The organism is Paenirhodobacter populi (genome assembly GCF_004022215.1).
Taxonomy (GTDB): Bacteria; Pseudomonadota; Alphaproteobacteria; order Rhodobacterales; family Rhodobacteraceae; genus Rhodobacter; species Rhodobacter populi.
This window is the reverse complement of sequence record NZ_SAUZ01000025.1, coordinates 40434-60926: the sequence shown is the minus strand read 5'-3', so window position 1 is coordinate 60926 and position 20493 is coordinate 40434. Positions and strand designations below refer to the sequence as shown.

Here is a 20493-nt window from a genome sequence, read left to right as displayed (position 1 = left end):
CCCCCCCCCCCCCCCCCCCCCCCCCCCCCCCCCCCCCCCCCCCCCCCCCCCCCCCCCCCCCCCCCCCCCCCCCCCCCCCCCCCCCCCCCCCCCCCCCCCCCCCCCCCCCCCCCCCCCCCCCGCCCCCTCCACCCGCGCTCCCCCTGAATTCACCCCCGACGCCAAAGTCCCGTTGCGATTCCCGCGAAATGGCGCGACATCTGAGAAAACCCCATTGGAGGCCAAGATGAAACAGATCCTTCTGGCGCTGGCCGTCGCTTTCGCAGCCGTCTCGCCGCTTGGCGCGCGCACCTTCGGACCGCTGGTCACCCCCACCGAGATCGAGGCCGCCGCGCCAGCGCCGATCATCCTCGACACCCGCGGCCCGGCCTATGAGCAGGGCCATATCCCCGGCGCGATTTCCGCCCCCTACGGGCTGTTCCGCGGCCCGGCGGAAAATCCCGGCGCGCTGGTGCCGGTGGATGAACTGCAATCGCGGCTGCGCGCGCTCGGCCTGACGAAAGACCGGCCCATTGTCATTGTTCATCAGGGCAAGGACGACAGCGACTTCGGCTCCGCCGCGCGGGTCTACTGGACGCTGAAATCCTCGGGCTTCACCGACCTGTCGATCCTGAACGGCGGAATGAACGCCTGGCTCGCCGCGGGCCTGCCGGTCGAGACGGACAAGGTCGTGCCGGTGCCTTCGGACGTGACCATCACCTTCTCGGACGAATGGCTGGCGACGACGGATGACGTGGCGAAGATCGTCGAGGGCAAGGAAACCGCGCAACTGATCGACGCCCGCCCGACGCCCTTCTTTGAAGGCAAGCAGGCGCATGAGGTCGCTTCCCGTCCCGGCACACTGCCCGGCGCGGAAAGCGTGCCGCATTCGCAGTTCTTCGTCGGCGGTTCGCCCGCCATCGGCGGCGAGACAACGGCGAAGGATGTCGCGGCCAAGCTCGGCCTGAAACAGGGCGAAGAGGTCGTGTCCTTCTGCAATACCGGCCACTGGGCGGCGACGGACTGGTTCGCGCTCTCTGAACTCGCGGGCGTGCCGGATGTGAAGCTCTACCCCGATTCGATGGTCGGCTATTCCCAGACCGACCTGCCGATGCAGAACACTCCCGGCCTCTGGCAGAACCTGAAACGCCAGCTCGGGGGGAACTGATGACCGCCGCGACGACGGAGATCGCCGCCACGCGCGGCGCGGTGCCCAAGCGTGTTGCCCTTGTCGTCGGCGCGCTGGTGCTGATCGCGGCACTGTCGCTGTTCGGCGGGCTGCGCTACGGACTGCTGCTGGCGGTGGGGCTGGGCATCGGCATCACGTTCGAGAGCCTGCGCTTCGGCTTTGCCGGGCCGTGGCGGGCGATGATCCTGCGCCGCGAACCGGCCGGGCTGCTGGCGCAACTGCTGGCCATCGCGCTGGTGTCGGTCGTGGCCTTCCCGCTGCTGGCGGGGCATCCCGGCGAATTGTCCGGCGCGGCGGCCCCCATCGGCTGGGCGATGATCGGCGGGGCCTTCGTCTTCGGCGCGGCGATGCAGGTGGTGCTGGGCTGCGGCTCGGGCACGCTGGTCAATGCGGGATCGGGCAATCCGGTCAGCCTGCTCGCCCTTCCCTTCTTCGCCATCGGCAGCTTCGTCGGCGCCTACGGGCTGATCTGGTGGACGAGCCTCGGCGCCCTGCCGGTCCTTGTCCTCAGCGGCACCGGCGGGTTGATCGTCACGCTGGCGGGCCTTGCCGTCATCGCCGCCGTGGCGCTGGCGCTGGCCACACCCGGCACGCGCAGGATCCCCGGGCGGCTGGTGCTGGCGGCGGTGCTGCTCGCGGCCTTCGCGGTGGCCAATCTGGTGATCTCGGGCCAACCCTGGGGCGTGGTCTACGGGCTCGGCCTCTGGGTGGCCAAGGCGGCGGTGGCGGCGGGCGCGGACCTGTCCAGCTCCGCCTTCTGGAGCGCGCCGAGCAATGCCGCGCTGGTGCATCAGAGCCTGCTGACCGATGTCACCAGCCTGACCAACCTGGGCCTGATCGGCGGGGCCTTCCTCGTCGCCGCATGGCGTCAGGGCGGGCTGTCGCAGCCGCTGCCCAAACTGCCGGCGCGGGCATGGGTCGCCACGGTGGTCGCAGGGTTCCTGTTGGGCTTTTCCTCGCGGCTGGCCTTTGGCTGCAACGTGGGGGCGTTCTTTTCCGGCGTCTCGACCGGCAGCCTGCATGGCTGGGTCTGGTTCGTCGCGGCCTTCGCGGGCGCCTTCCTCGGCATCCGGCTGCGCCCGGTTCTGGGACTGGAGGCCCGCACATGACCCGCCGCTTCACCGCCGGGCTGTGCATGGCCCTTGTCGCGCTGCTGATCCTGTTCGATCAGGCGGAAACGCCGCTCAACCCCTACCATGCGCCGCCGGCCTTCGCCTTCGGCTCCGGTCAGGTGGTGACGGGCGGCTTCTGCGCCGCCCTGCCGCAGTAGCTTGCCCGCCCCCGTCTCAGCGCCTAAGTGAGGACGATCAGCGGGAGAGCGCGATGATTCACCTTATCAAGCTTTGCGTCGGCGCCGAGAGGGTCGAGGATCTGCTCGAATGGCAGCGGCTCAACTACGGCGCCGGCCCCGCCCGGCATGTGACCCGGATGTGGCCGAAGCGCGAGGAGGAGCTGCTGGACGGCGGCTCGCTCTTCTGGGTCTTCAAGGGGCTGACGCTGGCGCGGCAACGCATCCTCGCGCTGGAGGAGGCGACGGGGCCGGACGGCATATCGCGCTGCGCCATCATCCTCGACCGCGACGTGGTGCGGACCGAGGCCATGCCCCGCCGTCCGTTTCAGGGCTGGCGCTACCTGACCGCCGAAGACGCCCCCGCCGACCTGCGCCGGGGGCGTGAGCGCGAAGAACCCCTGCCCCGCGAGCTTCAGGCCGCGCTGAGCGAGATCGGCCTGCGCTGACCCCGCCCCGGCGGGTTTCGCGGAACCATCCCCCCGGCCCGCGGGTTTTCCCCGTGCAAGCAAAGATTTGCGAAGTCGGTGCGGCTTCGCCCCCTCGCCCGTGGCGAGGCATCCCGCGCATGACGCGACGGGGGTGACTTGTCGCGCCGCAGATGGATTGAACGACAAAGGAGCCCATTCGCCATGCAACGTTTTGAAACGAAAACCGTCGTGATCACCGGAGCCGCCTCGGGCATGGGCCGCGCCGCGGTGCATCGCTTCTCGCAGGAAGGGGCCAATGTCGTGGCGCTGGATATCGACGAGGCGGGGCTGAAGGAAACGGTCGAAACGCTCGACCCGGCGCGCACCGCCACGCAGTTGTGCGATACGAGCGACGAAGCCGCCGTCAAGGCCGCGATCGACACGGCCGCCCGGACCTTCGGTGGCATCGACATCCTCATCAACAATGCCGGGATCGCCGTGCAGGGCGATGTCGAGACAACGGATTTCGAGACCTTCCGCAAGGTCTTCGCGGTCAATGTCGACGGCTATTTCCTGATGGCGAAACACGCGATGCCGTTCCTGCTGAAATCCGGCGGCGCGATCGTGATGACGTCATCGGTTTCGGGAATCGGGGGCGACTGGAACATGCTGGCCTATGATGCCTCGAAAGGCGCCGTCAGCAACTTGGTCCGCGCCATGGCGATGGATTACGGCCCCCGCGGCGTCCGGGTGAACGCCATCGCCCCGACGGCGACGAAAACGCCCTTGGCCGAAGGCACCACCGAGGATCCGGAGATCACCAAGGCCTTCATGGACCGCCTGAGCATCCGCCGCTATGGCACCCCCGAGGACATGGCCGCCGCAATGGCCTTTCTGGCCAGCGAGGACGCCTCCTACATCACCGGCGTCATCCTGCCGGTCGATGGCGGCATGAGCGCCTCGAACGGCCAGCCCCGGCAATAAGGGCCTGATTTCAGATGGAAGGAAAATGGTGCACCCGGAGCGATTCGAACGCCCGACCCTCAGATTCGTAGTCTGATGCTCTATCCAGCTGAGCTACGGGTGCACTGTGAGGACGGCGTTTAGCCTCTGTCGGCGGGGGGTGCAAGAGTGAAATCCGGTCTTTGCGACATTCTTTTGTCCGCGCCCGCAAAAAGCCGGTTTGCCGATATGCGGGGCGATCGCCGGAGGGTGTTGCCTGAAGGTGTGTTTCAGAACTGAAACCCGGGTATGGGCGGAGGGGGAGCAAGGGGGCCAGCCCCCTCGCCCGTTCCGGGCTCACCCCCGGGATATTTTCGGAAAGATGATGGGAAGAAATCCCGTCCGTAGGGCTTTGAAGCGGAATGTCCCGCTGAGGCGGATCAGGGGCTGCGTGCCCGGATGCGGGGTGGGTAGCCCATGTGACCGGCTGCGGCTTTTGGCTTTGCAACCCGCGCCATGGTTTTGGCCCGCTAGGCGCTGCGTTCCATCAGGCCGATGTCCAGCGCCTCGGGCAGGTGCAGTTTGAATTCCGTCCCGTGTTCGTCGCTTTTGACCAGTTCGAGCCGCCCGCCATGGCCGCGCACCAGTTCCGCCGAGATGGCGAGGCCAAGGCCGGTGCCGCCCTTTTTCACCCCGCCGGAAAACGGCCGGAACAGGTTTTCCTTCGCCCGCTCGGGCAGGCCGGGGCCGGTGTCCTGCACGCGGATCCACCAGCCCTCGGGTTCCTCGCCGGCGCCGATCTCGATCGTGCCGGGGCCGCCGGTCGCCTCGATCGCCTGCCGGGCGTTGCGGACCAGATTCGACAGCACCCGATACATCTGTTCCCGGTCGGCCCGAATCACGATGTTCGGCGCCACGTCGGTGACGAAATCGATCTGCGCCGCGTCGGCGGCCAGACGTTCGCTTTCCGCGACCTCCTGCACCAGCCCGTTCAGCGGGAAGCGCGACAGGACGGGCGGCGGCTCCTCGGCCTTGCCAAAGGCCAGCGTCGTTTCGCACAGGTTTACCGCGCGGGAGATCGAGTTGATCAGCTTCGGCGCCGCGCGTTTCACCGCCGGATCGTCCGATCCCTCCATCCGGTCGGCCAGAAGCTGCGCCGTGGTCAGGATGTTGCGCAGGTCGTGGCTGACCTTGGCCACCGCCTGACCCAGCTGCGCCAGCCTCTCGCGCTGCTTGAAGGCCGCGGTCAGCTGGCGTTGCATCGAGGCGAGGGCATCCTCCGCCTCGCGCAGTTCGACCACGCGGGCCTCGGGCTCGATGATGCGGCGGGCGTCGTCGGGCGCCTCGGCATAGGCGGTGATATGGGCGATGACGCGCTTCATCGGCACGACCATCAGCCGCCGCACCGCGAGGAACAGCAGCACCGCCGTCGCGCCCGAAACCATCGCCGACAGCGCCAGCAACCGCAGGCCGTATTCGATCATCTGCATCCGCATCGGGCCGGTGGCCAGCGTGACCTCGATCACCTGACCGCCGCGCTGAACGGGTTCACCGACGACGCGGATGATCTGATTCTGCGTGGCGAAGAGTTCCGACATCGCGTCGCGGATACTGCCGGGGAAGGTCGAATAGCGCAGATCGAAGGTCGCGGCGATCGGGCTGGGAATCGGCGAGGACAGCACCAGTTGCCGCGCCGCGTCGCGCCGCAGCACGACGTTGTAGACGCCCGCGTTGTTCAGCAGCTCCTGTTCCAGATCCGGCTCGATCATCTGGTCGGTGGTCAGCAGCGCCAGCGAGGCGATCTGCGCCCGTTCGAGCCGCGTCAGCAGGTAATCCTCGCGGAAATTGGTGATCGCGGGCACGAGGATGAGAATTTCCGCCAGCACGACGAAAATCGTCGTCAGGATGAGAAACCGGCCGGAAAGAGTATTGATCGTCATCTTGTCCTGTTGCCAAGCCTCCGAAAGGCCGGCGCTCGCCCGCCGGTTGTGCTGCCCGCTTCGCCAGAAATACCAATTATCCCCGCGAATAAACAGGTCCCTGACAAGACCGGCGAAAGCACGCGCATCGTCAGGATGTTTTGTGAACGATCCGAAAAGGGGAACTGTTCCCCGAAACCGGCGCGCGGCACGAAAAATGCCGAAAAGACGCGCGGATGAATTGACTTGATCGCCGGTTGCCCCTAAAGACCGGTCCTCGAATATGAGCGGCAGCCGAATCCGGCAGGTTTTGTGTTGCCCGACCGTAGAACGAACCCGGAGTAGACCCGCGATGAAACGCACTTTCCAGCCGTCGAACCTCGTGCGCGCCCGCCGTCACGGCTTCCGCGCGCGCATGGCAACCAAAGGTGGCCGCAAGGTCCTGAACGCGCGCCGCGCCAAGGGCCGCAAGGTCCTGTCGGCGTAAGGCCGACTGGCCCGACAGCCATGACACCGCCGGAGGCTCCCGTGACTGACCCGAAGGGTCGGGGTGCGGGAAGCGCCCCGGCGGTTTCCTTTTGCGCGGATGGTTCCGCACCCCTGATCACGCTGCGCAAGCGGGCGGATTTTCTGCGCGCGGCCTCGGCGCTTCGTCAGGGAACGGCCGGCTTTCTGTTGCAGGCGCGGCAGCGCGCGGCGGCGGAGCCCGTTCCCGAAGGGCTGGTCCGCATCGGCTTCACCTGCTCGAAGAAGGTCGGCAATTCCGTCCTGCGCAACCGTGCCAAGCGCCGGCTGCGGGAAATCGCGCGGCTGATCCTGCCCGAACTCGCCCGGCCCGGATGGGATTACGTCCTGATCGGCCGCCCCGGCGCGACCGTCGACCGCGATTTCGCCGATCTGCAACAGGACCTGCGCCGCGCCCTGACAGACATCCATTCGTCCAAGGCCCGTCCCCGCCCCATGGCCGACACGCCCAAGGGCCGCCGCCGGGGCAAGGGATGAGCCCGCTGACCCATATCCTCGCCCTGCCGGTGCGGGCCTACCGGCTGGTGCTCAGCCCCTGGGTCGGGCATGGCTGCCGGTATCAGCCGACCTGCTCCGCCTATGCGCTCGAGGCGCTGGAACGTCACGGGGCGCTGCGGGGCGGCTTGATGGCCTTGTGTCGTATCTGCCGGTGCCATCCCTGGGGCGGGCATGGCTATGACCCCGTGCCGGGCGCCGATCCCGCCCATGACGCCCGGTGCCCCAGCCGCAACTGCCAGTGCGACAAGGATGCCCCCGATGCTTGACGACGAAGACTCCCCCATCCATCCGCTGTTCGCGGGCGCGCCTTCCTCGACCGAGTTCCGCAAGCTGCGCAAGCGCATCGTCCGCGAAACCCGCGAGGCGATCGAGAAATACGGCATGATCGAGCGTGGCGCGCGCTGGCTCGTCTGCCTGTCGGGCGGCAAGGACAGCTATACCCTGCTTGCCGTTCTGCATGAGCTGAAATGGCGCGGACTGCTGCCGGTCGACCTGCTGGCGTGCAACCTCGATCAGGGGCAGCCGGGCTTTCCGGCCACGGTGCTGCCGGAATTCCTTGAACGGATGGGCGTGCCGCATCGGATCGAATACCGCGACACCTATTCCATCGTGAAGGAAAAGGTGCCCGAGGGGCGGACCTATTGCGCGCTCTGCTCGCGGCTGCGGCGCGGGAACCTGTATCGGATCGCGCGGGAGGAAGGCTGTTCCGCGGTGATTCTGGGCCATCACCGGGACGACATCCTCGAAACCTTCTTCATGAACCTGTTCCACGGCGGGCGGCTGGCCGCGATGCCGCCGAAACTGCTGAACGAGGAAGGCGATCTGTTCGTGTGCCGCCCCCTTGCCTTTGTGGCCGAGCAGGATTGCGAGCGGTTCGCCCGCGCGATGAACTATCCGATCATCCCCTGCGATCTGTGCGGCTCGCAGGAGGGGTTGCAGCGGATGCAGGTGAAACAGCTGCTGGACGGGTGGGAATCGCGCAATCCGGGCCGCCGGCAGGTGATGTTCCGCGCGCTGATGAACGTGCGCCCCTCGCATCTGTGCGACAGCGACCTGTTCGATTTCGCCGCGCTGATGCGTCAACCCGCCCCGGACCGCGAGGATTTTAGCGAAATAGTCCCGAAACTGCGGGATCGCGATTAACCTGTTCCTGACTCAGCCGTGCCAGACCTGTCGCCGGGCCACATCTCCGGCAAAGGAAGGGAACGGGCATGTCCAGATGGCGGATCGGCGGTTTTGGCAAGGGCGCGCGGCTGCGTCCGGCCTTTCTGCGGCCGGAGCTTCTGCCCTTCCTGATCGCCGTGGCGCTGGCCGGTCACTGGTTCGGGGCGCCGGCGATGATCCTGCTGTCGCTGACCGTCATGTCCGTCGCCTGGATGACCAGCCCGGCGCGCGCCGCCTCCGGGCAGGGCGCCGCGCCGGGAACCCGCCCCCACCGGCCGGAGGCGGAGGCGGTTCTGGACCAGTTCCTGCAAGACGGAGGGCGGAGCGGGCTGCGCACCGCTTGTCTGGTCGTCGGCCCGGATGATGCGAATGCGCTGCTTCTGCGGCTCGGCCACGATGATTTCGAGGCGCTGATCCGGCGCATCGGCGCGCGCCTGCACGGCACCCTGCGCGACGCGGACCGGATGGTCCGCATCGACCGCGCGCATTTCGCCATCCTGCTGTCGCCGACCCCGCATCCGGATATCGAGAACATGATCCAGCTTGCCGTGCGGTTGCAGGCGAGCTGCGAGGTCGCCCTTCCCGTCGCGGGGCAGTCGCTTGCCGTGTCGATCCATCTGGGCATCTGCCTGTCGGAACGCGCCCCGGCGCGCAATGGCACCGCCATGCTGATGGCCGCCGAGGATGCCGCGCTGGAGGCCGAGGCGCATGGCCCCGGCGCGATCCGCATGTTTTCCGCCACGCCGCCGCCCGAAGCGCAGCGGCGGGAGGAGCTGGCCGCCGAGATCCCCGCCGCGCTCGACGCCGGGCAGATCCTCGCCTGTTTTCAGCCGCAGATCAGCATGGATACCGGCGTCGTGTCCGGGCTGGAGGTGATGCCGCACTGGAAGCATCCCCGCCACGGCCTGCTCGGCCCGGCGGAGATCCTTGCCGCCCTGCCCCCCGGCGATCTGGTCTGGAAGCTGACGGATGGCATCCTGCGTCAGGCGCTGGAATCGCTGCGCACATGGGAACGCGACGGGTTTTGCACGGGCCTCCTGTCGGTGGTGTTCCCCCCCGCGGTGCTGACGCATCCGAAGCTGACCGACCGGCTGCAATGGGCGCTTGAGGGATTCGATCTGGAACCGGCGCGGCTCTGTCTGGTCCTGCAAGGCGATGCGGTGTCCCACCCGGACGAAGGGATGGTCCTGCGCAACCTGACCCGCTGCGCGGAAATCGGCTGCGTGATCGAGCTGAGCGGCCTCGGCGGCGGCCCGATCCCGGTCGAGATGATGCGCCGCGCCGCGGTCCGGCGCCTGCGCCTGCCGCGATCGCTCGTCTCCCGCATCGACCGGGAAACGGAGCAGCAGAAGATCGTCGCCGCATTTGCCGCCATGGCCGACGGGCTGCGCATGGAAACGCTGGCCGAAGGGGTCGCCAGCCAGTCCGAAAGCGCGATGCTCGCGCAACTCGGCTGCCGCCATCTTCAGGGTGAGGCGATCGCCGCGCCGATGCCCTTCGCCGAAACGCGCGACTGGATCGAGCGTCACAATGCGAAACTGAACGCCACCCCGCGCATCCCCACCCGCCGCGGCGGCTAGGGCCCCACGGCAGCCCACGATTGCGATCACTTCCCCCGCAGCAACCCCCGAAAACGGCAAAACCGCTTGACCTTTTGCCGCCCCTTCTGTTGAACCGGGCCGAACCGGGACGGCAGGCGGAAGATCCTCATGGAAAGCCAGAACAAGAACCTCATCATTGCGACCGTGCTTTCGGTGCTCGTGCTGATCGGCTGGACGTTTTTCTTCCCGCCACAGACACCCCCCGCACCGACGGAAACGGTCGCGGGCAGCCAACCGGCCGTCCCGACCGCCGAGGCGACCGAAACGGCAACGGTCGGCGCCCTGACGACCGAGGCCGCGACCGAAGCGGCCGTCGCCGCCTCGCCGCGCATCCGGATCGAGACGCCGAACCTCACCGGCTCGATCTCGCTGGTGGGCGGGCGGCTCGATGACCTGTCGCTGAAGAAATACAACGAGACGCTGGCGCCGGATTCGCCCCTCGTGCGGCTGCTCGCCCCGGTCGGCGGCACCGATCTTGGCGCGGCAAAGCCCTATTACGCGGTCTACGGCTGGTCGCCGGCGGGCGGGCTCGACCCGGCGCTGGTGCCCGGGCCGAACACCGTCTGGACCGCGCCCGCCGATGCCACCCTGACCCCCGAAACGCCGGTCACGCTGACCTGGGACAATGGCGCGGGGCTGATCTTCACCCGCACCATCTCGGTCGACGGGAATTACCTGTTCACCGTCGATCAGAGCGTGGAAAACACGACCGACGCGCCGGTCCGCCTTGCCCCCTACGGCATCGTCGTGCGCCACGGGATCCCCGACAGCCAGCGCGTCTACGTTCTGCACGAGGGCGCGATCCGCATGACGGATGGCAAGCTCGAGGAAACCAAATACAGCAATATCACCAAGCTCGATCAGGTCGCCGGCGAAGGTCAGGCGGAAATCCTGAAGGGCACCGAGAACGGCTGGATCGGCTTCACCGACAAATACTGGATGGCGACGCTGGTGCCGGCCGACGGAGCCTTCACCTCGGTCGTCAAATACACCGCCGCCTCGGATCTCTATCAGGCCGAGGTGCGGATGCCGGTGACGGAGGTCGCCCCCGGCGCCTCGGCCACGGTCGAAAGCCGCCTCTTCGCCGGCGCGAAGGAATGGGAAGTCATCAAATCCTATCAGGATCAGGGGGGCATCTCGCGTTTCGTCGACAGCATCGACTGGGGCTGGTTCTTCTTCCTGACCAAGCCGATGTTCCAGCTTCTGCACTGGCTGCACGGCGCGATCGGCAACATGGGCTGGGCGATCGTCGCGCTGACGCTGATCATCAAGCTGCTGGTCTTCCCGCTCGCCCGCAAATCCTACATCTCGATGGCGAAGATGAAGGAACTTCAGCCCGAGATGGAAAAGCTGAAGGAAATCGCCGGCAGCGACCGGGCGAAGATGCAGCAGGGGATGATGGAGCTCTACAAGAAGAACAAGGTCAACCCGGCCGCGGGCTGTCTGCCGATCATCCTGCAGATCCCGATCTTCTTCGCGCTCTACAAGGTCATCTACGTCACGATCGAGCTGTATCACGCCCCGTGGCTCGGCTGGATCCGCGACCTCTCGGCCCCCGACCCGTCGTCGATCCTGAACCTGTTCGGCCTGCTGCCCTGGGGCACGCCGGAACCGCATACGATGTTCTTCATGCTGTCGCTCGGCGTGCTGCCGATCCTGCTGGGCGTGTCGATGTGGCTGCAACAGAAGCTGAACCCCGCCCCCACCGATCCGAGTCAGGCGATGATCTTCGCCTGGATGCCGTGGGTGTTCATGTTCATGCTGGGCAGCTTCGCCTCGGGCCTCGTGCTCTACTGGATCGCCAACAACATGATCACCTTCTTCCAGCAATATGCGATCATGGCGATGCACGGGCAGAGACCAGATCTGTTCGGCAACATCCGCTCGACCTTCAAGCGCAAGCCGAAGAGCGAGCCGCCGACCGCGGACAAGGCGAAAGCCGCCAAGCCCAAGAAATGACGGCGCGGCTTCGCCATATCTTCCGCCATCCGATCAAGTCCATCGGCCATGAGGAAATTCCGACCGCGTCCCTGACACAGGGGCGCGGTCTGCCTTTCGACCGGGTCTGGGCCATCTCCACGCAAGAGGCGCGCTTTGCCTCGCCGCTGGAGACATGGGCGCCGAAGATGAACTTCGTGCGCGGTGTCGCGGCGCCGGGGCTGATGGCCGTCACCGCGCAGACGCATGAGGACGGCACGATCGAGCTGACCCAGCCCGATCTCTGGCACCTGCGGATCGACCCCGACCGGCCCGCGGATCAGGAAAAGCTGATCGAGTGGCTGGCGCCGCTCTGGCCCGCGAACCGCCCTGCCCCGCGGGCCATCGAAAAACCCGGGGTGGCGCTGGCCGACAACAAGGCACCGTTCTTGTCGATCCTGTCGCTCGCCTCGCTCGCCGCGCTGTCCGAGGCCGCCGGGCAAAACCTGTCGCCGCACCGCTTCCGCGGCAACCTCTGGGTCGATGGCTGGGCCCCCTGGGCCGAACGCGATCTGACCGGCCGCACCCTGCGCATCGGCACGGCCGAGATCGGGATCGCCGCCCCGATCATCCGCTGCCGAGCGACCTGCGGCAATCCCGAAACCGGACGCGAAGACCTCGACATGCTCGCCCTGCTCAAGGCGCAGCACGGCGACATGGTCTTCGGCCTGTTCGGACTTGTCACCAAGGCGGGAGAGATTTCCCGCGATGACCCGGTGGAGATCCTCTGATGCAGATGCAGTTCATCCTCGCCCCCGAGCCGGACGACATCACCCGCGAACGCGGGCGGCTGCTGTTCGCCGCGCCCGTCGATTTCGTCAAGGGCGTCGTCGCCATGTCCGGCATGCCGCCGGGCGACCGGCTGGAGGTCTGCTTCGCCGGCCGCTCGAACGTCGGCAAATCCTCGCTGATCAACGCGCTGACGAACCGCAAGAACCTCGCGCGCGCCTCGAACACCCCGGGCCGCACGCAGGAAATCAACTTCTTCGCCACGACCGGCGGCCCCTATCTGGTCGACCTGCCCGGCTATGGCTTCGCCGAGGCGCCCCTGCCGATCGTGAAGAAATGGCAGGAACTGCTGAAGGCCTATCTGTCCGGTCGCGTGAACCTGCGCCGCGCCTTCGTGCTGATCGACGCGCGCCACGGGGTGAAGAAAGTCGACGAGGAAATCCTGACGCTGCTCGACCGGTCCGCCGTGACCTTTCAGGTCGTGCTGACCAAGATCGACAAGATCGGCCGGGTGGACCGCGACCGGGTGGTCGAACAGGTCAAGACAGCGCTGTCGAAACATCCGGCGGCGCATCCGGAAATCGTCCTGACCTCCTCGGAAAAGGGCGAGGGGATCGAGATCCTGCGCACCATCATCGCCACGCTGGAATAGCCCCCCCCGCGCCATCGTTTCCCACGAAACGCGAACGTCCCTGCCTTCATTCTTCCATAAATATCCCGGGGGTGAATTGGCCGAAGGCCAAGAGGGGGCTGGCCCCCTCTCTCTCCGCATCCCCGCCCTGCACCGAAGCGCGCCCCAGCCGCGCAGGGTTCGCCCGCCCCTCAGACGTGCTGGCCGCCGTTCACCTCGATCTCGGTGCCGGTGACGTAGCTCGATGTATTGTTGCACAGGAACCAGATGACCTCCGCCACCTCCTCGGGCTGGCCCAGACGGCGCAGGGGCAGGACCTCGGCGATCTTCTCGGTTCCCGGGGACAGGATCGAGGTCTCGATCTCGCCCGGCGCGATCGCATTGACCCTGACGCCGAGCGGCCCGAAATCCAGCGCCATCTCCCGCGTCAGCGCCCGCAGCGCGGCTTTCGAGGTCGAATAGGCGGCGCCCGCGAAGGGATGCACCCGCGATCCGGCGATCGAGGTGACGTTGACCACCGCCCCCTGCGCCCGCGCCAGTTCCTCCTGCAACCCGCGGGCCAACACGATCGGCGCGAAGAAATTCACGTTGAACACCTGTGACCAGGTGTCGAGCCCCGTCTCGATCGAGTTCAACCGCGATCCGCCCGGCCCCTTGGGCGAGATGCCGGCATTGTTGACCAGCGCGTGCAGCCGGCCGTCCAGCCGCGCGCGGATGTCCTGGATCACGTCGCGCGTCTGCTCCGGGTCGGCAAGGTCGATCTGGATATGGTCCTCGGCCCCGCCCCAGGGGCATCTGTCGGAGAATGCCTGACGCGAACAGGTCAGGATCCGCCACCCCTCGCGGGCGAAACGCTTCACCGTGGCATGGCCGATGCCGCGGCTCGCCCCGGTCAGCAAAAGCACCTTGCGATCATCCATGACGTTCTCCCATCCGATGTGCCGGAGGGTAAACCTGTCAGCGGCGAAGGCAATGGTTTTGGTATGGCGCTTTTGGCGCTGCCCCTTGGCAGGGCTGCGGTTTGGCCGTAACACTTGCGCCAAGTTCCCGGGGGCCGATGATGAGAAAGCAGACGATGGATCGTGACTGGACCGCCACCGCCCGGACGCTGTCCGAGGCGCTTCCCTACCTGCAACGCTATACCGATGCCGTCGTCGTCGTGAAATTCGGCGGCAACGCGATGGGCGACGACGATGCGATGGCCGAATTCGCCCGCGACATCGTGCTGATGAAACAGGTGGGCATGAACCCCGTTGTCGTTCACGGCGGCGGGCCGATGATCAACGACATGCTGAAAAAGCTGGGCATCCAGTCGCAGTTCGTGCGCGGCAAGCGGGTGACGGACAAGGCCACCGTCGAGGTGGTCGAGATGATCCTCTCGGGCCTCGTGAACAAGCGCATCGTGCAGGCGATCAACGATCAGGGCGGCCGCGCGGTCGGCATTTCCGGCAAGGACGACGACCTGATGGTGTGCGAGGCGGATGACCCGGAACTCGGTTTCGTCGGCCGCCCGGTCGAGATGAACGTGCAGGTGATCCGCGACCTTTACAGCGCCGGGATCATCCCGGTCATTGCCCCGGTCGCCACCGGCATGAAGGACAACGAGACCTTCAACGTCAACGGCGACACCGCGGCGGGTGCCATTGCCGGGGCGCTTCAGGCGGATCGCCTGCTGCTGCTGACCGATGTGGCGGGGGTCAAGAACAAGGCGGGCGATGTCATCACCCAGATGTCCCCCGACGAGGTGATGGCCCTGATCGAGGACGGCACCATCTCGGGCGGGATGATTCCCAAGGTGGAAACCGCGCTTCAGGCGGTGAAGGAGGGCGTGCGCGCCGTGGTCATTCTGGATGGCCGGGTGCCGAACGCCTGCCTGCTCGAACTGTTCACCGAACATGGCGCGGGCTCGATGATCCGATCGACCACGCCGCGCGTGCGGCCGCGCCGCCGCTGAACCGCCGGCCGGCCGCCGCAGGCCGACCGATCACCTTCCGCCGATCCCTTTCGCGTCGCGCTTGCCCCATCGGGCACGCCTGTGGCAGGCTGCGCGGACCTTCGCATGGCATATGAGGCATTCCACAATGACACCCGCCGGATATCGTCGCCTGATCCTCTCCCGCCATGCCAAGTCGAGCTGGGATGATCCCCAGATGGCCGACTTCGACCGGCCGCTCAACGCGCGCGGGCGCCTTGCGGCCCACGAACTGGGCGATTTCCTTGCCTCGCGCGGGCTGGAGCCCGAGGAAGTCATCTGTTCCCCCGCCCGCCGCACCCGCGAAACGTGGGAAGGGGTTCAGGGCGCGGTGCTCGAATCACTGCCCAAGGTCCGGTTCGTCGACGCGCTCTATCACGGCGGGCCGGAGGTCATGCTGGAACTGCTCAAGACCGCCAGCCAGCCGACGGTGATGATGGTCGGCCACAATCCCGCCATCGCGGAATTCGCGGCGACGCTGCCGGCACGGCCGATCTACACCCCGGATTTCCGCAAATATCCGACCTGCGCCACGCTGATCGTCGATTTCCAGATCGACGACTGGACACAGGCGAAGCCGGGGACGGGATCGGTTCTGGATTTCTTCACCCCCTCCGTCCGCGGCCGGTAGCATAGCCCCGCCCATCTCGGGCGGCACGGATTTGAAACGCCGAAAGCCCGGCCTATCTGTCACTCATGCCAATGAATGACAGACAACAAACCGCGTCGCGCGCTGCCGACAGCCTGCCGCGCCAAGAGGGGGCGGAGCTGTCCGTGCCCGCCTCCGACCTGCTCCTGCCCTCGGCCGGGGACTGGGCGTTCTTCATCGACCTCGACGGCACCTTGCTGGATCTGGCCGCTTCGCCGGATGCGGTCAGCCCCGGCGAGGGAACGCAGGACATGCTGCAAACGCTCGAAGCCGCCGCCTCGGGGGCGCTCGCGCTGATCACGGGGCGGCCGGTCGCCTTTGTCGACAGCCTCTTTCCCGGATACCGCTTCACCGTCGCCGGGCTGCACGGAACCGAACTGCGCCCCGGAGAGCGGATCGCCCCCCCGGGCGCTGCCGAAACATTTGCGGGCGAGGCGCCGACGGCGGCCTTTCGCCACGGCCGCGATCTGGTGCGCAACGCCACGCAGGATCTGCCCGGCGTGCTGTTCGAGGACAAGGGCCGCGCCTTCGCCCTGCATTACAGGCAGGCGCCCGAACATCGCGCGGAGGTCGAGCAGATCATGGAACGCGCGCTGATCTGCGCGGGCGACGGCTACCTGCTGCGCCCCGGAAAATGCGTGGTCGAGCTGTGCCCCGCCGGCGCGGACAAGGGGACGGCGATCCGCAGGCTCATGGCCGAACCGCCTTTCGCCGGGCGCATCCCCTTTGCCGCGGGCGACGACGTGACGGACGAGGCGATGTTCCGCGTCGTCAACGAGATGAATGGCCTTTCGCTGCGCATCGGCGAACCGGAGATGACGCGGGACAGCCTCGCAATGGCGAAGCTGCCCTCGCCCGCCGACTTCAGGACCTGGATGAGGAGAATCGCATGACAGCCGACGGCCCCGTGGTGCCCGCGAAACTCACCGAAAAGCCCACGGTGAAACAAAGCCTCGACCTTGGCGTGATCGGCAATTCGGCCATCGCCGCGCTGATCGATGAGACGGGCGGGCTGAACTGGATGTGCATTCCCCGCATGGACGGCGATCCGGTGTTCTGCGGCCTTCTGGATCCCGGCGATGACGAAACCGGGGTGTGGCGCTTTTCGATCGCGAACCAGACCGAGGCGACGCAGCGCTATCAGCGCAACACCGCCGTTCTTGAAACCGTGCTGACGGATGCCGAGGGAAACCGGGCGAAGATCATCGACTTCGCGCCGCGCTTCCGCATGAACGGCCGGGTCTTTCGCGGTGCCACCATCGTGCGGATCGTCGAGCCGGTGGCCGGCGCGCCGCGGCTGAAGGTGGCGCTGCGCCCGCGCTGCGACTATGGCGCAAGCCGCCCGGAACGGACGCGCGGCACCAATCACGTGCGCTACATCCTTGGCGATCAGGTGCTGCGGCTGACCACCGATGCGCCGGTGGAATATGTGCTGGACGAAACGCCCTTCCTGCTCGACCGGCCGATCGCCTTTGTGCTCGGCCCGGACGAAAGCCTGTCGGCCGCGCCGATGTCGATCGCGCGCCATTTCCTGCGCGAGACCCGGGGCTACTGGCTCGACTGGGTGCGCGGCCTTGCCCTGCCCGCCGATTTCCAGAGCGTGGTGATCCGCGCCGCGATCACGCTGAAGCTGTGCTCGAACGAGGAAACGGGGGCTATTGTCGCGGCGCTGACCACCTCGATCCCGGAATACGGGGCCAGCGGGCGGACATGGGATTACCGCCTGTGCTGGCTGCGCGATTCCTATTTCACGGTGCAAGCGCTGAACAGCCTGAACGCCACCCGCACGATGGAGAATTACCTCGCCTATGTCTCGAACCTCGTCGCCGGGGCGCGGGACGGCTATCTGCAACCGCTGTTCGGGCTGGGGCTGGAACGGGTGCTGGACGAACATATCGTGCCGAGCCTGTCGGGTTATCGCGGCCTTGGCCCGGTGCGGCGCGGCAATGCCGCCTGGACGCAGGTGCAGAACGACGGCTACGGCTCGGTCATCCTTGCGGCGATCCAGTGCTTTTTCGACGAACGCCTGCCCGACATGGGGGGCGAGCCGCTGTTCCACCGCCTCGAACGGCTGGGGGAAGAGGCCGAGGCCCGATGGGACCAGCCCGACGCCGGCCTGTGGGAATTCCGCACCCGCAACGAGGTCCATACCCATTCCGCGCTGATGTGCTGGGCGGGGTGCGACAGGCTTGCGCGGATCGCGCACCGGCTGGCGCTGCCCGAGGCCGAGGCGCGCTGGACCGCCAGCGCCGAACGCATCCGGTCGGGCATCCTAGACCATTGCTGGAACGCGGAGATGCGGTCCTTCGTCTCGGCTTTCGACGGCAACGAGCTGGATGCGAGCCTGCTGCTGATGGCGCGGATCGGCTTCATCGCGCCGGACGATCCGCGTTTTCTGGCCACCGTCGCCGCCTGCGAGAAGGAGCTGCGCTTCGGCAACCATCTGTATCGCTATCGCCGGCCCGACGATTTCGGCGCCCCGGAAACCGCCTTCACCGCCTGCACCTTCTGGCTGATCGACGCGCTGACCCGCACCGGACGGCGCGAGGAGGCGCGGCAGATATTCGACGACATCCTGTCGCGGCGGAACCATCTGGGGCTGCTGTCCGAAGGCGTCCATGTCGAAAGCGGCGAATTGTGGGGCAACTTCCCGCAAAGCTATTCGATGGTCGGGCTGATCAACGCCGCCATGACCCTGTCCCGCAACTGGGAGGAAGTGCTATGAGCCGCCTGATCGTCGTGTCGAACCGCGTTCCGAACCCGGACCGCCCTCCGGCAGGGGGGCTTGCGGTGGCGGTGCGCGCGGCGCTGAACGAACGCGGGGGGATCTGGCTCGGCTGGTCGGGGAAGTCCTGCGGGGAGGAGGAACCCGGGCCACTGGTCCGGCGCGAGGAAGGGCCGATCACCTATGCGCTGACCGATCTGTCCGACCGAGACCTGTCGGAATATTATCAGGGTTTCGCGAACAGCGTGCTCTGGCCGCTGTGCCATTACCGCATCGACCTGACCGATTACGCGCGCCGCGATGCGCGGGGCTATTTCCGGGTCAACCGGATCTTCGCCGAACGGCTGGCGCCGCTGGTTCAGCCCGACGACCTGATCTGGATCCACGACTATCACCTGATCCCGCTGGCCTCGGAACTGCGGCGGATGGGGCTGCGCAACCGGATCGGCTTTTTCCTGCATATCCCTTGGCCCGCGCCGGATGTCTATCTGACCCTGCCGATCAGCGAGATGTTGCTGCGCGCCATGACGGCCTGCGATCTCATCGGTTTTCAGACCGAGTTCGACGCCGAGAATTTCGGCCTGTGCCTGAAGCGCAGCGGGATCGCCCTGCCCGTGCCGGGCGAGGACGGGATCTATCAGGTCTCGGACGGCATGCCCGAAGAGATTTCGGGGAGGCGCTTCAAGGTGGGCGCCTTTCCGATCGGCATCGATTCCGAAGCCTTCGCCCGCACGGCGCGCAACGCGGTGCGCAATCCCGCGATGCGCAAGTTCCGCGAATCCCTTGGCGGTCAGCAACTGATCGTCGGCGTCGACCGGCTGGATTACACCAAGGGCCTGCCGCAGCGGATGAACGGCTATCGCCGGTTCCTCGAGGCCAATCCCAACTGGCTCGGCCGCGTGACCTTCCTGCAGATCACGCCCAAGTCCCGGTCGGGCGTGGCGGAATATGATGCGCTGCAACGCGAGGTCGCCGAACTTGCCGGGCATACCGCGGGCGCGCTTGGACAGATCGACTGGACCCCGGTGCGCTACATGAACCGCGCCCTTGGCCATCATGTTCTGGCCGGGATCTACCGCATGGCACGGGTGGCGCTGGTCACGCCCCTGCGCGACGGGATGAACCTCGTCGCCAAGGAATATGTGGCCGCGCAGGACCCCGAAGATCCCGGCATCCTGATCCTGTCGCGCTTTGCCGGGGCGGCCTATGAGCTGGGCCGGGGGTCGCTCTTGGTGAATCCCTATGACGAAGAGGCGATTGCCAACGCCATTGCCCAGGCGGTGTCCATGCCGCGCGAAAAACGGCAAGAGCTGCATGCGATCGCCGCAGAAAAACTTAGCAAAAACAGTGTATTCGACTGGTGCGCCGATTACCTCGATCAGCTTGCGCCGCCCCAGACCGTCGCAGAAACGCCCGCCTGATAGGCTGGGATTTGCGGGTCACGCGGAAAAATGTGACGTTTTTGCAACTGTCTGAACCCGTATTTTCGCAAATTCTTTACCTCCGCCCGGGCCGACCTACCTCAGGGACGTGAACGTTTCACGCTCGCTCACGCCAGTCGGCGTAGGTAACCAAGTGAGGAACAAGATGATCAAGACCTTTGCAATTGCTTCTGTCGCATCCATGTCCGCCGTCGCCGCAATGGCCGGTGGCTATACTGCCCCCGTCGTCGAGGCTGCTCCCGTAGCCCCGGTCGTCGTTCCGGTCTATCCGACCGGCTGGGATGGCGCCTATATCGGCGCCAACATCAACTGGGGAAAGAGCAAAGTCGAAGCCAAGGACGAATTGGCTGACGCTCTCGGCAAGAAGATCTCGGAACCCGATGGCACCAATGGCGCCCTGCGCGCCGGCTATGACTGGCAATCCGGGAATGGCGTCTACGGTCTGGGTGCCGAATACAACTTCGGCAAATACAAGGACAGCCTGACCGGCAACTACGCCGCGCTGAGCGACGGCGATGTGAAAATCGACAAGGCCGGCACCCTGTTCGCCCGCGCCGGTTACGCCTTCAACGACAACTGGCTGGCCTATGGCCTGCTCGGTTACACTTGGGCCGACGCGAAATACGACGACGGCGCGAGCCAGAAGAAGGGCGTCGATGGCGTCACCTACGGTCTGGGCGCCGAATACAAGTTCAACCAGAACTGGTCGTCCTATCTGGAATATGCCTACACCGATCTGGGTTCGTTCGACACCAGCATCGGCAAGGCCGAAGCCGATCTTCAACAGATCAAGCTTGGTGTGAACTACCGCTTCTGATCCGCGAAAGATCCAGAATTCCAGGAATACGCCGCC

21 protein-coding genes and 1 tRNA gene are annotated in these 20493 nt (G+C 66.7%); 19 read left to right on the top strand and 3 right to left on the bottom strand.

Annotation, left to right across the window (positions count from 1 at the left end; translation table 11 throughout):
- Positions 1-226 precede the first annotated feature (226 nt).
- The 5 genes from D2T30_RS18455 (at position 227) to budC (ending at position 3850) form a co-directional block, all read left to right on the top strand.
- Entirely contained in the window at positions 227-1147 is a 921-nt protein-coding gene (locus D2T30_RS18455) for a sulfurtransferase (protein WP_128210094.1), read from the top strand.
- Positions 1147-2277: a YeeE/YedE thiosulfate transporter family protein gene (locus D2T30_RS18450; protein ID WP_128210093.1), complete on the top strand. Its 1131-nt coding sequence runs from the start codon at positions 1147-1149 to the stop codon at positions 2275-2277. Before D2T30_RS18455 ends, D2T30_RS18450 begins: the two co-directional genes overlap by 1 nt.
- On the top strand, positions 2274-2438 hold the full coding sequence (locus D2T30_RS23170; RefSeq protein WP_164881678.1) for a hypothetical protein: 165 nt from the start codon (positions 2274-2276) through the stop codon (positions 2436-2438). The genes D2T30_RS18450 and D2T30_RS23170 overlap by 4 nt, the downstream gene beginning before the upstream one ends.
- Before the next feature lie 53 nt (positions 2439-2491).
- Positions 2492-2905, top strand: a complete 414-nt coding sequence (locus D2T30_RS18445; RefSeq protein WP_128186785.1) for a DUF1489 family protein — start codon at positions 2492-2494, stop codon at positions 2903-2905.
- Positions 2906-3088: 183 nt separating this feature from the next.
- Entirely contained in the window at positions 3089-3850 is a 762-nt protein-coding gene (gene budC, locus D2T30_RS18440; RefSeq protein ID WP_128210092.1) for a meso-2,3-butanediol dehydrogenase, read from the top strand.
- Between the two features lie 26 nt (positions 3851-3876).
- Here the strand turns inward: budC and D2T30_RS18435 are convergent.
- Positions 3877-3953, bottom strand: a tRNA-Arg gene (locus D2T30_RS18435).
- A 385-nt stretch (positions 3954-4338) separates the two neighbouring features.
- Positions 4339-5748 (bottom strand): sensor histidine kinase, encoded by a 1410-nt coding sequence (locus tag D2T30_RS18430; RefSeq protein WP_128186789.1) that lies wholly within the window; start codon positions 5746-5748, stop codon positions 4339-4341.
- A 331-nt stretch (positions 5749-6079) separates the two neighbouring features.
- On the opposite strand from D2T30_RS18430, the gene rpmH reads away from it, so the two are divergent.
- From rpmH to yihA, 8 genes are all read left to right on the top strand, one after another.
- Entirely contained in the window at positions 6080-6214 is a 135-nt protein-coding gene (gene rpmH / locus D2T30_RS18425) for a 50S ribosomal protein L34 (protein WP_128186791.1), read from the top strand.
- Positions 6215-6234: 20 nt separating this feature from the next.
- The gene (gene rnpA / locus D2T30_RS18420) at positions 6235-6729 is read left to right on the top strand and encodes a ribonuclease P protein component (RefSeq protein WP_128210091.1); all 495 of its coding nucleotides are present in this window, start codon (positions 6235-6237) and stop codon (positions 6727-6729) included.
- Complete coding sequence (gene yidD, locus D2T30_RS18415) at positions 6726-7016, top strand: membrane protein insertion efficiency factor YidD (protein ID WP_128210090.1); 291 nt, start codon at positions 6726-6728, stop codon at positions 7014-7016. Before rnpA ends, yidD begins: the two co-directional genes overlap by 4 nt.
- A complete protein-coding gene (gene ttcA / locus D2T30_RS18410) occupies positions 7009-7893 on the top strand; it encodes a tRNA 2-thiocytidine(32) synthetase TtcA (protein ID WP_128210089.1) in 885 nt (294 codons plus the stop codon). Before yidD ends, ttcA begins: the two co-directional genes overlap by 8 nt.
- A gap of 68 nt (positions 7894-7961) precedes the next feature.
- Positions 7962-9494: an EAL domain-containing protein gene (locus tag D2T30_RS18405; protein WP_128210088.1), complete on the top strand. Its 1533-nt coding sequence runs from the start codon at positions 7962-7964 to the stop codon at positions 9492-9494.
- A 129-nt stretch (positions 9495-9623) separates the two neighbouring features.
- Entirely contained in the window at positions 9624-11474 is a 1851-nt protein-coding gene (gene yidC / locus D2T30_RS18400) for a membrane protein insertase YidC (RefSeq protein ID WP_128210087.1), read from the top strand.
- Complete coding sequence (locus D2T30_RS18395; protein ID WP_128210086.1) at positions 11471-12223, top strand: MOSC domain-containing protein; 753 nt, start codon at positions 11471-11473, stop codon at positions 12221-12223. Before yidC ends, D2T30_RS18395 begins: the two co-directional genes overlap by 4 nt.
- Positions 12223-12873, top strand: a complete 651-nt coding sequence (yihA, locus tag D2T30_RS18390) for a ribosome biogenesis GTP-binding protein YihA/YsxC (RefSeq protein ID WP_128210085.1) — start codon at positions 12223-12225, stop codon at positions 12871-12873. The genes D2T30_RS18395 and yihA overlap by 1 nt, the downstream gene beginning before the upstream one ends.
- Positions 12874-13043: 170 nt before the next feature.
- Here the strand turns inward: yihA and D2T30_RS18385 are convergent, their stop codons facing one another.
- The gene (locus D2T30_RS18385; protein ID WP_128210084.1) at positions 13044-13772 is read right to left on the bottom strand and encodes an SDR family NAD(P)-dependent oxidoreductase; all 729 of its coding nucleotides are present in this window, start codon (positions 13770-13772) and stop codon (positions 13044-13046) included.
- A 155-nt stretch (positions 13773-13927) separates the two neighbouring features.
- Here D2T30_RS18385 and argB point away from each other — a divergent pair, with 155 nt between their 5' ends.
- From argB to D2T30_RS18355, 6 genes are all read left to right on the top strand, one after another.
- Positions 13928-14806, top strand: a complete 879-nt coding sequence (gene argB / locus D2T30_RS18380) for an acetylglutamate kinase (RefSeq protein WP_164881692.1) — start codon at positions 13928-13930, stop codon at positions 14804-14806.
- A 127-nt stretch (positions 14807-14933) separates the two neighbouring features.
- Positions 14934-15455 carry a SixA phosphatase family protein gene (locus D2T30_RS18375; protein ID WP_128186811.1) on the top strand — a complete coding sequence of 174 codons (522 nt, stop codon included), beginning with the start codon at positions 14934-14936 and terminating at the stop codon, positions 15453-15455.
- Positions 15456-15598: 143 nt separating this feature from the next.
- Positions 15599-16366: a trehalose-phosphatase gene (otsB, locus tag D2T30_RS18370; protein WP_241651329.1), complete on the top strand. Its 768-nt coding sequence runs from the start codon at positions 15599-15601 to the stop codon at positions 16364-16366.
- The gene (locus D2T30_RS18365; RefSeq protein WP_128210083.1) at positions 16363-18198 is read left to right on the top strand and encodes a glycoside hydrolase family 15 protein; all 1836 of its coding nucleotides are present in this window, start codon (positions 16363-16365) and stop codon (positions 18196-18198) included. The genes otsB and D2T30_RS18365 overlap by 4 nt, the downstream gene beginning before the upstream one ends.
- Positions 18195-19619 carry an alpha,alpha-trehalose-phosphate synthase (UDP-forming) gene (locus D2T30_RS18360; RefSeq protein WP_128186815.1) on the top strand — a complete coding sequence of 475 codons (1425 nt, stop codon included), beginning with the start codon at positions 18195-18197 and terminating at the stop codon, positions 19617-19619. Before D2T30_RS18365 ends, D2T30_RS18360 begins: the two co-directional genes overlap by 4 nt.
- A gap of 166 nt (positions 19620-19785) precedes the next feature.
- The gene (locus D2T30_RS18355) at positions 19786-20457 is read left to right on the top strand and encodes an outer membrane protein (protein ID WP_128210082.1); all 672 of its coding nucleotides are present in this window, start codon (positions 19786-19788) and stop codon (positions 20455-20457) included.
- The last annotated feature ends 36 nt before the right edge of the window (positions 20458-20493 follow it).

Excerpts from the sequence above, each read along its gene's own strand:
- D2T30_RS18455 (WP_128210094.1), top strand. The coding sequence starts at position 227 with ATGAAACAGATCCTTCTGGCGCTGGCCGTCGCTTTCGCAGCCGTCTCG.
- yihA (WP_128210085.1), top strand. The coding sequence starts at position 12,223 with ATGCAGATGCAGTTCATCCTCGCCCCCGAGCCGGACGACATCACCCGC.
- D2T30_RS18430 (WP_128186789.1), bottom strand. The coding sequence starts at position 5,748 with ATGACGATCAATACTCTTTCCGGCCGGTTTCTCATCCTGACGACGATT.
- yidC (WP_128210087.1), top strand. The coding sequence starts at position 9,624 with ATGGAAAGCCAGAACAAGAACCTCATCATTGCGACCGTGCTTTCGGTG.
- budC (WP_128210092.1), top strand. The coding sequence starts at position 3,089 with ATGCAACGTTTTGAAACGAAAACCGTCGTGATCACCGGAGCCGCCTCG.
- D2T30_RS18375 (WP_128186811.1), top strand. The coding sequence starts at position 14,934 with ATGACACCCGCCGGATATCGTCGCCTGATCCTCTCCCGCCATGCCAAG.
- D2T30_RS18405 (WP_128210088.1), top strand. The coding sequence starts at position 7,962 with ATGTCCAGATGGCGGATCGGCGGTTTTGGCAAGGGCGCGCGGCTGCGT.
- D2T30_RS18450 (WP_128210093.1), top strand. The coding sequence starts at position 1,147 with ATGACCGCCGCGACGACGGAGATCGCCGCCACGCGCGGCGCGGTGCCC.
- yidD (WP_128210090.1), top strand. The coding sequence starts at position 6,726 with ATGAGCCCGCTGACCCATATCCTCGCCCTGCCGGTGCGGGCCTACCGG.
- ttcA (WP_128210089.1), top strand. The coding sequence starts at position 7,009 with ATGCTTGACGACGAAGACTCCCCCATCCATCCGCTGTTCGCGGGCGCG.
- D2T30_RS18395 (WP_128210086.1), top strand. The coding sequence starts at position 11,471 with ATGACGGCGCGGCTTCGCCATATCTTCCGCCATCCGATCAAGTCCATC.
- D2T30_RS23170 (WP_164881678.1), top strand. The coding sequence starts at position 2,274 with ATGACCCGCCGCTTCACCGCCGGGCTGTGCATGGCCCTTGTCGCGCTG.
- D2T30_RS18355 (WP_128210082.1), top strand. The coding sequence starts at position 19,786 with ATGATCAAGACCTTTGCAATTGCTTCTGTCGCATCCATGTCCGCCGTC.
- rpmH (WP_128186791.1), top strand. The coding sequence starts at position 6,080 with ATGAAACGCACTTTCCAGCCGTCGAACCTCGTGCGCGCCCGCCGTCAC.
- rnpA (WP_128210091.1), top strand. The coding sequence starts at position 6,235 with ATGACACCGCCGGAGGCTCCCGTGACTGACCCGAAGGGTCGGGGTGCG.
- D2T30_RS18385 (WP_128210084.1), bottom strand. The coding sequence starts at position 13,772 with ATGGATGATCGCAAGGTGCTTTTGCTGACCGGGGCGAGCCGCGGCATC.
- D2T30_RS18365 (WP_128210083.1), top strand. The coding sequence starts at position 16,363 with ATGACAGCCGACGGCCCCGTGGTGCCCGCGAAACTCACCGAAAAGCCC.
- argB (WP_164881692.1), top strand. The coding sequence starts at position 13,928 with ATGGATCGTGACTGGACCGCCACCGCCCGGACGCTGTCCGAGGCGCTT.
- D2T30_RS18445 (WP_128186785.1), top strand. The coding sequence starts at position 2,492 with ATGATTCACCTTATCAAGCTTTGCGTCGGCGCCGAGAGGGTCGAGGAT.
- D2T30_RS18360 (WP_128186815.1), top strand. The coding sequence starts at position 18,195 with ATGAGCCGCCTGATCGTCGTGTCGAACCGCGTTCCGAACCCGGACCGC.